This window comes from Marinobacter azerbaijanicus (assembly GCF_030250645.1).
Lineage (GTDB): Bacteria > Pseudomonadota > Gammaproteobacteria > Pseudomonadales > Oleiphilaceae > Marinobacter > Marinobacter azerbaijanicus.
Window position 1 is genome coordinate 274,908 of the sequence record NZ_JASSVS010000001.1, and the last position, 11,835, is coordinate 286,742.

An 11,835-nucleotide genomic window follows, 5' to 3' on the forward strand; every position below is an offset into this window, starting at 1 on the left:
GTGCGTACCAGTTACTGCAAGGCATCAACGGTTCCTGCCCAGCAACGTAATCCGCTGGCCCCAGAAGCTGTCTGGCGGTGATTGCCAGGCCAGCTGGTGCAGCTCTGCGATTGATTGTCGATCCCGAAATAACTGGCTGAGCTCACCCCGTGACAGTGGGCCGGGCCCTTCCTTGCCACAACGCTCCACCAGGGGCGCCAGCAGTTCCGCCCGTCGGGCGAGACGGATGTTTCGTGCCATTGCCTGATGTAGCCGGTTAAGACTGGGACGAACCACCGCCTCCTCTACCGATGTCAGCAAGGAAACATCGCCGGCATCACGCCTGGCGGTACGGGCGTCATCCAGTACTTCCACAGGTGCCCGCTCTTCCGGAATGACCAATAGGCCCCAATTACGCAGAGCCTGCCCTACACTTACCCGGCTGAGCAATACAGACGTGGGGGCGGCCAGCACCAGTGGAATGGCCACTGGCAGTGACCAGAGGAAGAACATTGGGTCGATGCTCCAGGCGAAGGCGGACCAGGCTGCCGCCACTACCATTCCCGGAAACTGGGTCAGGAAGGCATCCCGCCAGGTGGTCTCCTGTGTGCGATTCTGGCCGGCCCAGGTCAGCGACAGGTTCAACAGGGCTCCCACGACATATCGGCTATGGGCCATCATTGTAACGGGCGCGAGCAACACCGATACCACAATTTCAACCAGGACGCTGACAAACAACCGCAAAACTCCGCCGAACTGGCGGGCAGTGCCGTGAATAACCGCATCCACAATGGCCAGAAACTTTGGAATAAACAGTAAAGAAAGCGTACTTAACGCCAGACCCAGCGCCCACTCGGGTCGCCATTCCGGCCACAGGGGAAACAGCCCCTGATGCCCCTCGGGAAAGTAGTCGATGCTGGCGACTGTCATCTGTACGGCTTCTACTGTGGTCAGGATCAGGAATGCCAGCCACAGGGGCGAAGCCAGATAGGCCATGACGCCGTTCAATAACGCCATTCGGTGAGCCAGGTGCAGCCGGCGCCCGAACAGCAGAATCCACAGATGCTGGAGATTACCCCGGGACCAGCGGTTGTCACGGGATAGCTCATCGGACAGTGTTGGCGGAGACTCTTCAAAGCTGTTACCAAGGCCGGGCTCCAGCCAGACTTCGTAGCCGGCCCTGCCCATGTAGGCGGCCTCCACAAAATCGTGGCTCATGATGGGGCCGCGAAAAAGGCCAAACCCACGCAGTTTGCGCAAACCACAGTGGTCCATGAACGGCTTGATGCGGATAATGGCATTGTGGCCCCAGAAGGCCGCATCGCCCATCTGGATGGCCGCCAGGCCTGTGGCGAAAAGCGTTGAATAAAGGCGATTGGAAAACTGCTGCACCCTTGCAAACAGGGACTTGCCATTGATGATGGAGGGCGCTGTCTGCAGGATGCCGACATTCGGTTCCCTTTCCATCAGTTGCACCATTCGCACGATGGTGGCTGCACTCAACAGGCTGTCGGCGTCAAGCACCACCATGTAGCGATAGCGGCGACCCCAACGGCGCAGAAAGTCTGCCACATTGCCACTCTTGAAGTTGAGGTTCACCCGCCGACGGCGATAGAACAGGCGCCCCTCCGCTCCGAGTTCCCGGCAAAGGCGATACCAGGTGGCCTGCTCTTCAAGCCAGACATTCGGATCCCGGCTGTCCGAGATAATATGGAATTCAAACTGCTCCAGGTGGCCCGAACGCTCCAGATCCTGATACACCGCCTTTAACCCACTGAGTGTCCAGTGCACAGGCTCGTGATAGACCGGCATGATGATGGCGGTACTGGCCAGGGGGGTAGCTTCCAGCTCCGCACCGGCATGCCGATTCAGCAGACTGTAACGGTCGCCTCCGGCCAGCCTGAGCACAAAGCCGAGAACCCCGGTCCAGAAACCGACGGCAATCCACATGTATAGCAGTGCAAACAGGGCAAGCAGCCCCAGCTCAACCAGGGTGCCACCGTGGTAAGGCAGAACCCACAGCAGAAAATAGCAGGCGATGAGCGTTTGCCCTACCACAAAGAGAGTCATCACAAAGCGCCTTAACGTGGCCACTCTGCGCCAGCTGCCGGAGCGCCTCCGGGCTGGTGTGCCTGCCGCGTCCCCCATATCAGTCATATCCGATGGCCCCGCGCTTCATAGGTGGATTGGCATCCGGGATATTCTCGGGGGGGCGTTCAAAATAGTCGGGAATGACGCTGACACAGCGGGCCGGCAGATCCGAACCAGCCCCTTCGGCAAGGGCCAGTTCCACAAGACGGAGCGCTCGCCGACAGGTGTCCGTTGTCAGTGCAACACCGTCGTCGTCAAGGTAGGTCAGTACCCGCTCCAGAGCTTGCTGGCACAGGGTATCCGGCATGGTCATGCCACCGGTCATGATCCTTTCTGTCCGTTCCTGGCAGCCTCTGACAGCGAATAGGTCCAGACTTCCGTCAGGGGCTTGTCGTCCAGCCGCAGCTGGCCGCGAAATACCGGATCTGCTCCGCTGCCGGGCAGAACCAGCATGGACAACCGCCACTGCTTGTCCGCCTCGATGAATTCGACAAAGTGCTCGATTATTTCAGCGTCGTCACTGCCGCCGCCCACACTGACATCGCTGACCACTGCAGCATCCGGCTTGAGCGAGTCCAATGGCCCGCCGGTGAAATCGACAATGATCCGGAAGGCGTTCTCGGCATCACCACCTCCGGTTCGATTTCCATCACCAACAAAGGTATTGACCACCCGCCCGGTCTCCTGACCAGCCACATTGCTGTCACCGAAGCTGAGTGTGTAGTCCAGCTTCCGATGCTCTCCCTCATCCACACCGCCTTTCGGTTTCCAGAACACAACGACGTTGTCATTGGTCTCTGAATCCGTTGGTATCTAAACCAGCACCACTTCACCGTCAGGCCAGCCCGGTCGGGGGGATACCCAGGCGCTGGGGCGAAGGTCGTAACGGGCTTCTGCATCTTCAAACTGGTGGAAGGCGGTGTCTCTCTGGATCAGGCCAAATCCGCCCAGACGATTCACCTGCAGATAACTGAGACTGAGACGGGAAGGATTAACCAGCGGGCGCCACAACCACTCGTCGCTGCCCTGATCGTGGATCAGCAAACCGTCTGAATCGTGAACCTGGGGCCGTTCAGCAGCCCATAAACCCGCATGCGATCACTGCCCGCGCCGGGCCGCTCAAGCCAGAACTCAACAAACGAAGGGAATTCTTCACCCGACGGCAAGCCCGTGTCCACGGCTATACCTCTCGCTGAAATCCCGAACCGATTGCGTGCCCCTACTCCCCGAAAGTAACTTGCGCCCGCAAACACCAGAAACTGGTTCTGCTCTGTTCCCGCACCCAGAGGGTAAGTCAGCTTGAAACCGGCATGGCCCAGGTCGGCCGGTATCCGCTTGGCAAGGTCACTGGTGGGAAAGCTGTAAGCAGTTCTATCAAACTGGATGGGGTGCACACCGTCAGCGTCAATTTCATTGAGCTTCACGGCGTGGGTATAAAAGTTTCCGGGTGGCACCATCATCACCTGGAAACGGGAACGCCCTTCCCGCCAGAGGCTGGCCTCCGGGTTGAATCGAATGGCCTGATACTCCTGATAATCCAGATCCCTGAGGAACCCCGGCACTTCAGGTGGCGGCTCATATTTCCCTTCCGCAAGCGCCTTTGCCTTGTCGACCACCTCTTCAAACTTAAAGGCATGAGCCGATGCGGTGTAGAGAAAAACCGGCAATATAAGCAATAAGAGCAATCTTGTCCCTGAGCACATGGTTCTCCAACCCCGATTCCATCCGTTAGAGGTACTAATGTAGCACCTGGGGTCGAAATAAACTCAAGTGACAACTTCGTAAGGCCCTGGGGAGTCAGATTCCCATAGACAGGGAGAGCCGCACATCAGGGTGATCGGGGATTGTCATGGCCGTGCTGGAGGCACGGATCATCCGGCCCACACTGACATTGGCAGTAAAAGCACGGCCCTGCAATTTCAGCGAAACCTGGCCAGCACTGGCCTTGCCATGGCGATCTGCCTGCGCCCCTGAATATGGAACCCAGCCCTGCATTACGGCAAAGTTGAGACTGGACAAAACGTCATCCGCAAATGGCATGGGCCAGGTTGGGCTGGCGGTATCGAGCCGGAGCCAGCCTCCCCTGACCACGGAAAGGGACTGGCCATTGAAACCGGTCAGCATGGCAGGACCCGCAACGGTCAGGTATTCCGAAGACGGGAGATCTTCGTCCGCAAACTGATACCGGCCGTTCATCCGCCAGTTCCACCTGAACAGCTCCTGCTCGACAGAGGCGGATACGGCTACCTTATAGAACGCACTTTCCTCTTCCGTGTCATCCCGCAACGGATAACCGGTTGACTGAAATTCGCGGCCACTCAATGCCAGAATCCGGGTATTGGCAAACAGGCCACCGCCAAGTTCATGGCCGCCGCTTGCCTTCAGGCCAAAGGACGAGAGTTGGTAGCTTGATTCCGAAACCAGGCTGTCTTCCTGAAATGATGCGCTGTTGCGGCCCCGGTGCCGGGCAATTCCATCAAAGGCCATACCGAAGCGGGAAAACAGCGGGCGGCTCGCTCCCAGCCCCAATACACGGGACTCACCGCTGGCGTTATAGCGGCGATCTCCGTTACTCACCGCACGGTCATAACGGGATCTGCCGGCCTCAATCCGCAACTGGCTGTCACCTACGGGAAAACGGTAGCGGAAAGAGGCGGCACTTGAATCGGTATCGTTCTTGTAGGACCGGGCATCACGGTAGTCGAATCCAATGGCGTCACTCCGTCCCATCAGACTGTCAACGGCAACCCCCACCGCACCATCGAGGCCATCGCTGTTGAGTTCGGTTTTGCCCGAGAACTTCAGCCGCGATCGCAACCAGTGCTCGCGCTCTTCCCGGTACGCATCGACATCGCCAGCGTAATTGCCCGAATACGGCTGCCGACCATTACGGAGCCATGCGCCGCCTTCTTCGGCGTAGAGAGATTGGCTGAAAACGCACCAGAACAGTGCAATTAACAGAGGTAATTTCAATGGTCAGATTCCCGCCAGGTAGTGCCAACCGGCCGAATACGCATCAGGAAAGCCGGTTATTCTTAACAATTATTCATGGAAGAATGTATTGCATCAGGAGGGAGAAATCCAGTGCTCGTTGCTTAAAATTACACAGTTAATATGCCTATAATACAGACGTTTACATCGTTATCTGAAAGTTTTTTCTATGAAAATCAACAGGCCATAACAAAGGCGCTCAACTTCGCTTTTTTACCAATCGCTACATTTCAGTACCCGGGCCTCCATTTACACCAACAACTTGGTTACACTTGGCACACTTCGTGAGTCAGCCTTCAAGGATGACTGACTTACCAAAGGCCGTGACCCAAGAGAATATAAGGACGAACGTTATGATCAAGAAGTGTCTCTTCCCCGTTGCCGGATACGGCACCCGATTTCTCCCGGCCACCAAGGCCATGCCCAAGGAAATCCTGCCGATTGTGAACAAACCCCTTGTTCAGTACGGGGTGGAGGAAGCCGCAGAAGCCGGGGTTCACGAGTTCGGGTTCGTCACCGGGCGGGGCAAACGCGCCATAGAAGACCACTTCGACATCAGCTATGAGCTGGAGCACCAGATTGCCGGCTCCGGAAAAGAAGACCTGCTGACATCCATCCGTGAGCTGATCGATCACAATTCCTTTGCCTTTACCCGCCAGAACGAAATGAAAGGTCTGGGCCACGCCATCCTGACCGGCCGCAACCTGGTGGGCGACAGCCCGTTTGCAGTGGTGCTTGCGGACGACTTCTGTGTGGCGGACACCGATGGCGAAGGGGTGCTGGCCCAGATGGTGAGGCTCTACAACCAGTTCCGCTGTTCCATCGTTGCCATTGAGGAAGTACCGGAAGACGAAACTCACAAGTACGGGGTTATTGCCGGCGAATCCATGAAGGATGGCCTGTACCGGATTACCGACATGGTCGAAAAGCCTGCGCCTGAAGATGCCCCCAGCAACCTTGCAATCATTGGTCGCTACATTCTCACCCCGGACATTTTCGATATCCTCGAACGTACCCCTCCGGGCAAGAATGGCGAGGTGCAGATTACGGATGCACTGCTGGAACAGGCCAGAAATGGCTGTGTGCTGGCCTACAAATTCAAGGGGCGTCGCTTTGACTGCGGCAGTATTGACGGCTTTGTGGAAGCCACCAATTACGTGTACGAGAACATCTACAAGAAAGGCAAGTAAGCTGTCTCTGGCCTAACGACCCAGAATCTGAAGCACCATGCGTCGGTTTTCAGGCGAAGTTTTGCGGAACCGGCGCAGCAGTTCCACCTCCTCTTCCGACAGCTGAAGCCGGCTGACCTCCTGCTCGAGTGCCGCAAGCGCCGCAAACAGGTCATCGCTGTCACTGAACGCCAGGCCCGGCAGCTCCAACTGGCCGGTGTCGACTCTGTCATCCAGCTCCAGCAGGCCTTCCAGGGGTTTTTCCGTTTTCAGGTACCGCATAAGGATTGCCCCCCAGCCGGGTCTTCGAAGGCTTGATTTCACTGGCAGTGAATCAAACAGGGAATGTAACGTACATATAGCTTTATACACAATCTGCCTATAATGAATCCACCAGTAACGGAATGACACGGTATGGCGGCACAGATACTGGACAAGCACAAAGCCTGGACGCTGATACTTGATGCAGTGAACCGCAGTGACGTTACGCTGCCCCTGCCAGACAGTGACACCCCCGCACTGACACTGGGCAGTAACGGTGACTGGCAGTTACTTGTCCCCTCCGATGCGCAAGCGAGAAACATTCTCTCGGTTTTTCTTCCCCTTTGTTGCCCGCTGTCCCGGGAAACCCCATCCCGTGTGGTTGGCCAGATGGGGCAGAGCCTGGATGGGCGGATTGCCACCGTTACCGGTGAGTCCCGGTTTATCAACGGTGAGGACGGCATCACCCATCTCCACCGCCTCCGGGCGGTGTCCGAAGCCGTGGTTGTTGGCGCCGGCACTGCGTCTACGGACAACCCCCGCCTCACCGTCCGCAAAGCCCCCGGTATCAACCCGGTACGCGTGGTGATTGACCGCAACCGACGGGTACCGGACAGCCACCACCTGTTCACCGACGAAGCCGCGCCTACCCTCAGGCTGGTTGCCGGTGAATACCGGGCCGGCGATAAGCTCACCCCACGCCAGGGTGTTACCGAAGTACCGTGTCTTGGCCATGATGAAGCAACCGACCCTGCCCACATCCTGTCGGTTCTGGCGGACTTCGGATTGCGCAAGGTATTCCTGGAGGGCGGGGGGCTGACGGTCTCCGAATTTCTCAATGCGGATCTTCTGGACCGGTTGCATGTGATGGTCGCTCCCATGATTATCGGCAGCGGCCGGCCGGCCTTTTCGCTGCCGGAAATCAGCCAGCTGGATAACGCCCTGCGCCCCAGGGCCCAGATGGTGGACCTGGGCAGCGACATGCTGTTTGACCTTGATTTCAGCCGGCAGTCCTGCGGCTACTGACGATAAAAACCACGCCGGGCAAGCTCGAGATCAATACCGCCAGCCCGTACCCGACACTCAGTGCCACCCCCTGTTCTGGTGGTAATCCCGCCAGTGGCCACAGCAGCGCTGCCGCCCCTTCCCGCACACCCCAGCCTGCGACGCTCACAGGGACCGCCATAGCCAGTAACAGCAGGCTGGCGAGGGTCATCAGAATCATTAACTCCAGCAACCCCGCCCAGTAGCCGGCGCCCAGCGCCAGTACAGCAAAAACCCCCAGGTAAGTTACGACCACCACAGCGGAAGAGGATACCTGTATCAGAATCGCCGGCCAGCTCAGCAGTGACTTGCGGATGTCACGGCGCAATGCGTATACATACCCTTTCCCCCCCGCCCAAAAGCGGGCAAGAATCGCCAGCAGAATAACCACGGTAGCGGCTACGGCAACGGCACCCCCACCCAGATCGGCGACGACGTCGGCCGTCCGGCCCCGATGTGTTGCGAGCCAGCCCCCCAACCCCAGTGCAACGGAAATCATCACCACCTGGCCCGAAAGCCTTTCAATCATAACTGCATGAAGGGCCCCCAGACGGGCACCTGAGCCCAGGCTATGTCGCCAGGCGCGATTGACGTCACCGAGTACGCCACCTGGCAATACCTGGTTAAGAAAGGTGGCAAGGTAGTACTCCCGTACTGCCACCCAAAAAGGCAGGCTGATCGCCAGCCGCCCTGCGGTGTATCGCCACCGCCAGGCGGATACCAGCACCTGAAGCATGGAAATTATCATTGCTGCCAGCAACATCGGCACGGAGAATCGGGCAAGCTCCCGCCAGATAACACCGACGTCCAGGAAAAACGCTATTGCCAGCAATAACAATAGCGTCAGACCCCAACGTAACCACAAAGGCATCCCGCTTGGAGGCACTTCAGCCGACACCTTTGGGGCCAGGTCTGGCGAACAGGTCCTGGTGATCAACGCGAATGGACAGCCTCTGCTCGCGCGCCTGAGCCAGACGCCTGTCAAACCAGTGAGTCACACGCTGCCGCTCGTCAGGCGCCTGCTCAAGCACTGCCTGCTGCCAGCCTTCCAGCAAGGCCACCTGCAGGTCGGAGTATTGCGAAGTCAGGTGCCAGGGGCTGGGCGCAAGCGACACATGGTAGCCATGGCCGGCCAGTTGGGCCTGCAGATAACCCGTCGCATCCGGCCCCATGGCTGCGCCCGCGCCCTTTTCGCGGTGCTGGTGGGCATTGACGGTATCCCGTATCCAGGAGTCATCCGCCTCGGCAGGCGACAACTCGAACCGACCATCGTAGGTCAGCGCGATCAACACACCTGCATTGCGTGCTGCGACTGCATTGGCCAGTGCCTTCAGCCACTCAGCGGACATCAGGTCGATCAGGGCGGACGCGGTTACCAGCCGGGTATCGTCGGGCATCTGGTGAGCCAGTCCCCGGGCCGTTAACTGGCAGACCCGGATTTCCAGTGGTACATCCAGCTGCTTCACCCGTTCTGCCGCCTGCGACAGAAGCTCTTCGTCCTGGTCCAGCAACACCCAGCTCTGGGGTACCGTCAGGGCAGGCACCAGGAACCGGGCGTTGGAGCCAGTCCCGGTGCCGAGGTCGGTTATCACCAGCGGGGGTGCGTGCTCACCACTGAAGGTGTTCGGAGTCTTGTACTCCCGCTCCGCCCAGGCCAGCACCTCCGCCATCAGTGAGCGATTGCGGGCGCGATGGTCTGCCGGCTCCCGCAGAGTTAACCAGTGGCTATCAAAAAGCGTCGGATCGCTGTCTGGCAGCAGGCTTGCCAATGCATCCTGAAACTCTCGCGCAGCGGTCTCCCAACGGCGCAGTTTCCGCGATTCCCTCGCCGCTTGGCGGGCCGCTACGGCCAACTTTCCTGGATTACTCAACCAGCCCGCAAGACAACGGCCAAGCTGCGCCACATCGCCGGCCCGATACTGCTGTATCCCTGGGCGGTTGCCTGTGCTTGCCAGGGCGCCGCCATCGCTAGTGATGACCGGCAGGCCCGCAGCCAGGGCTTCATCGATCACCATGCCGTAGCCCTCGTAAAGGGACGGAAACACAAAGATGTCCGCTTCGCTATAGGCCGCTTCCAGGCCCTCATCATCAAGTTCTCCTGCCAGGGTGATGCGCTGTTCGAGTCCACGGCGCTTTACAAGATCTCTTATTTGCCGGCTATAGCCCTCGTCCCGCTGTGTTGATCCTGCCAGTGTGCAGTGCCACGGCAGGTGCTGAAGGGCACTGAGAGCTTCGATCAGTTGGTGTTGGGCCTTGCGGGGCGAGAGGTGCGCGACGCACAGCAGGTTGACGGTGTCGCGGGGCAGGCTTCGGGGCCTGCCTTCAGTGGTGACCATGGCAATGGTATCAGCGCCCGGCTCCACCACGCGGATACGATGTGTGGGCACGTCGTAGGCCTGCAGGCGCTGCGCTGTGTGTTGGCTGGTGGTGATCACACCGGCAACTTCGGCCAGTGCCCGGCGCTCGGCCCTGAACAACCAGTCGCGGGTTTCGGCCGGTAAACCGGTTTCATCTGCCAGAGGATGATGCACCAGCGCGACAATACGCAAACGTCGGGTATGGGCAGCAACAGCATCCGGCATTGCTCCCATGGCCAGTCCGTCCAGCACCACCCGGGAGCCGTCGGCCAAACCAGCCAGCAGACTGCCCATCGAGGCTTCTGCCCGGCCATCCGGAATCGGGAAGCTTCCGCTCAGGCCCCTGCGGGATGCGTCGACACCAATATCCCTGAGCCCCTCGGCTATACGACGCACATACCGATACCCGCCCGTGTTCTGGTCAGGGTTGCCCGGGACAACAAACACCACCGATGGTGACGCCTCAGAGTTTGCCATGATAGCTGGCCCAGGCAATGTGAGACTCGCCAAGGGTTACCTTCATCCCACCCAGGCCTTTGCCTGTTTCTCCAAGCCTGCCCTGGTGGATGGCCGCGGCCATGCGGTCGAATACCGTGGCGGCCATGAATTCGGTGGTTGTGTTTCGGCCGGCGAATGCCTCCAAATCATCCAGATTCTTCATGTTGAACTCGGCGAGGACTTCCGACAGTACCTGACCCGCCAAGCCGATATCCACGATCAGGTCGTCACTGTCCAGGGCTTCCCGTTCGAAGGTGACATCAACAACGTAGGTGGCCCCGTGCAGGCCCTGCGCGGGACCAAAGATCTCTCCGTTGAAGCTGTGGGCAATCATCATGTGGTCCCTGACTGTGAGACTGAACATAGGGTTCTGCTTCCTCTGTGCGAATTAATGAATTCAGCGACGGTTATAGACAATACGGTGACACAGGGTGTCAGTGGCGGAGGGAATGCACTTGGTACCCCCGGCCCCGCCAGCAAGGGCGGCCATCACCTCCGGCAACGATTCGAAAGGGCTTTCCCCGGTAATCAGGTTGTCCAGCACGTCATGCTGCAACAGATCCAGCGCCAGGGTCATGCGATCCCGGTACTGCCAGCGTGGCACCTGTCCCGGGTTGAGGTGTCCGACCTGGCTTGAGCGGATCGTCAGGCGACGGGAATGAAAAGCATGGCCCAGTGGCAAGGGCACGGTTTGCGAGCCGTACCAGCTCATCTCGATAATACGCCCCTCCATGCCCGCCAGTGCCAGGGCCGTTTCAAGTCCTGCCGGATGGCCGCTTGCATGGATGACAAGGTCGTGGTCGTCACGCTGGCAATGGGTGTGGAAATCCAGGCCAAGTGATTCCGCCACTGCCCGGCGGTCAGGATTAGTGTCCAGAGCCGTTACCCGGGTGCCCGGAATACGGCTGGCAAGCCATGCCACCAGCAGGCCCACGACGCCAAGGCCCACCACCGCAATCCGATCCCCGATTACCGGAGCGGCATCCCAGAGGCCGTTCACCGCTGTTTCCATGTTCGCAGCCAGTACCGCCCGGCCCGCCGGCAGCCCCTCCGGCAAGGGTACAACCGCTGAAGCCGGCACCCGGTAGTCAGTCTGGTGGGGAAACAGACAGAACACTGACCGCCCCAACAGGTGATCGGGGCCGGAGAGCACCTGGCCGACACTGGCGTACCCATACTTCACCGGGAACGGGAAGTCTCCCTCCTGGAACGGCGCCCGCATGGTGTTAAATTCCGATTCCGGCACCTGGCTGGTATACACCAGTGTTTCTGTACCGCGGCTTATGCCCGAATACAGCGCCCGGACTTCCACCGCTGGATCGTCTGCGGTGGCAGACGCCGGGGAGTGATGGTCATGGGTCGCCTCACGAATCGCCCCTTCCAGAGGACCGGTGACCCAGAATGCGTTTGTCATATCGTCTGTTTCCTTACAGCGCACGTAAGCA

11 protein-coding genes and 1 pseudogene are annotated in these 11,835 nt (G+C 59.2%); 2 read left to right on the forward strand and 10 right to left on the reverse strand.

Annotation, left to right across the window (positions count from 1 at the left end; all coding sequences use genetic code 11):
- Positions 1-24: 24 nt before the first annotated feature.
- From mdoH to QPM17_RS01275, 5 genes and pseudogenes are all read right to left on the reverse strand, one after another.
- Complete coding sequence (gene mdoH / locus QPM17_RS01255; RefSeq protein WP_285388080.1) at positions 25-2,136, reverse strand: glucans biosynthesis glucosyltransferase MdoH; 2,112 nt, start codon at positions 2,134-2,136, stop codon at positions 25-27.
- Positions 2,129-2,395 carry a hypothetical protein gene (locus QPM17_RS01260; protein WP_285388083.1) on the reverse strand — a complete coding sequence of 89 codons (267 nt, stop codon included), beginning with the start codon at positions 2,393-2,395 and terminating at the stop codon, positions 2,129-2,131. The genes mdoH and QPM17_RS01260 overlap by 8 nt, the downstream gene beginning before the upstream one ends.
- Positions 2,392-3,114: pseudogene (locus QPM17_RS01265) on the reverse strand (glucan biosynthesis protein). The gene QPM17_RS01260 and the pseudogene QPM17_RS01265 overlap by 4 nt, the downstream one beginning before the upstream one ends.
- A complete protein-coding gene (locus QPM17_RS01270; RefSeq protein ID WP_285388086.1) occupies positions 3,108-3,755 on the reverse strand; it encodes a glucan biosynthesis protein in 648 nt (215 codons plus the stop codon). Before QPM17_RS01270 ends, QPM17_RS01265 begins: the two are co-directional and overlap by 7 nt.
- 112 nt (positions 3,756-3,867) lie before the next feature.
- Positions 3,868-5,043 (reverse strand): ShlB/FhaC/HecB family hemolysin secretion/activation protein, encoded by a 1,176-nt coding sequence (locus QPM17_RS01275; protein WP_285388090.1) that lies wholly within the window; start codon positions 5,041-5,043, stop codon positions 3,868-3,870.
- Between the two features lie 371 nt (positions 5,044-5,414).
- On the opposite strand from QPM17_RS01275, the gene galU reads away from it, so the two are divergent.
- The gene (gene galU / locus QPM17_RS01280) at positions 5,415-6,251 is read left to right on the forward strand and encodes a UTP--glucose-1-phosphate uridylyltransferase GalU (RefSeq protein WP_285388093.1); all 837 of its coding nucleotides are present in this window, start codon (positions 5,415-5,417) and stop codon (positions 6,249-6,251) included.
- Between the two features lie 12 nt (positions 6,252-6,263).
- Here the strand turns inward: galU and QPM17_RS01285 are convergent, their stop codons facing one another.
- On the reverse strand, positions 6,264-6,512 hold the full coding sequence (locus tag QPM17_RS01285) for a hypothetical protein (RefSeq protein WP_285388095.1): 249 nt from the start codon (positions 6,510-6,512) through the stop codon (positions 6,264-6,266).
- 132 nt (positions 6,513-6,644) lie between these two features.
- Between QPM17_RS01285 and QPM17_RS01290 the strand changes: the two genes are divergently transcribed.
- Positions 6,645-7,517: a RibD family protein gene (locus QPM17_RS01290; RefSeq protein WP_285388097.1), complete on the forward strand. Its 873-nt coding sequence runs from the start codon at positions 6,645-6,647 to the stop codon at positions 7,515-7,517.
- Here the strand turns inward: QPM17_RS01290 and QPM17_RS01295 are convergent.
- From QPM17_RS01295 to QPM17_RS01310, 4 genes are read right to left on the reverse strand one after another with little or no spacing between them, the layout of a single operon-like run.
- Entirely contained in the window at positions 7,492-8,406 is a 915-nt protein-coding gene (locus tag QPM17_RS01295; protein ID WP_422732706.1) for a lysylphosphatidylglycerol synthase transmembrane domain-containing protein, read from the reverse strand. The two genes, QPM17_RS01290 and QPM17_RS01295, sit on opposite strands and share 26 nt — an antisense overlap.
- Before the next feature lie 16 nt (positions 8,407-8,422).
- Positions 8,423-10,369 (reverse strand): glycosyltransferase, encoded by a 1,947-nt coding sequence (locus QPM17_RS01300; protein WP_285388101.1) that lies wholly within the window; start codon positions 10,367-10,369, stop codon positions 8,423-8,425.
- Complete coding sequence (locus QPM17_RS01305; RefSeq protein WP_285388103.1) at positions 10,356-10,754, reverse strand: 6-pyruvoyl trahydropterin synthase family protein; 399 nt, start codon at positions 10,752-10,754, stop codon at positions 10,356-10,358. The genes QPM17_RS01300 and QPM17_RS01305 overlap by 14 nt, the downstream gene beginning before the upstream one ends.
- A gap of 33 nt (positions 10,755-10,787) precedes the next feature.
- A complete protein-coding gene (locus tag QPM17_RS01310; protein WP_285388105.1) occupies positions 10,788-11,804 on the reverse strand; it encodes a zinc-dependent alcohol dehydrogenase in 1,017 nt (338 codons plus the stop codon).
- Between the last annotated feature and the right edge of the window lie 31 nt (positions 11,805-11,835).

Bases quoted from the DNA above. Each gene is read 5' to 3' on its own strand.
- QPM17_RS01295 (WP_422732706.1), bottom strand. From the start codon at position 8,406: ATGCCTTTGTGGTTACGTTGGGGTCTGACGCTATTGTTATTGCTGGCA.
- mdoH (WP_285388080.1), bottom strand. From the start codon at position 2,136: ATGACTGATATGGGGGACGCGGCAGGCACACCAGCCCGGAGGCGCTCC.
- QPM17_RS01300 (WP_285388101.1), bottom strand. From the start codon at position 10,369: ATGGCAAACTCTGAGGCGTCACCATCGGTGGTGTTTGTTGTCCCGGGC.
- galU (WP_285388093.1), top strand. From the start codon at position 5,415: ATGATCAAGAAGTGTCTCTTCCCCGTTGCCGGATACGGCACCCGATTT.
- QPM17_RS01305 (WP_285388103.1), bottom strand. From the start codon at position 10,754: ATGTTCAGTCTCACAGTCAGGGACCACATGATGATTGCCCACAGCTTC.
- QPM17_RS01260 (WP_285388083.1), bottom strand. From the start codon at position 2,395: ATGACCGGTGGCATGACCATGCCGGATACCCTGTGCCAGCAAGCTCTG.
- QPM17_RS01290 (WP_285388097.1), top strand. From the start codon at position 6,645: ATGGCGGCACAGATACTGGACAAGCACAAAGCCTGGACGCTGATACTT.
- QPM17_RS01285 (WP_285388095.1), bottom strand. From the start codon at position 6,512: ATGCGGTACCTGAAAACGGAAAAACCCCTGGAAGGCCTGCTGGAGCTG.
- QPM17_RS01310 (WP_285388105.1), bottom strand. From the start codon at position 11,804: ATGACAAACGCATTCTGGGTCACCGGTCCTCTGGAAGGGGCGATTCGT.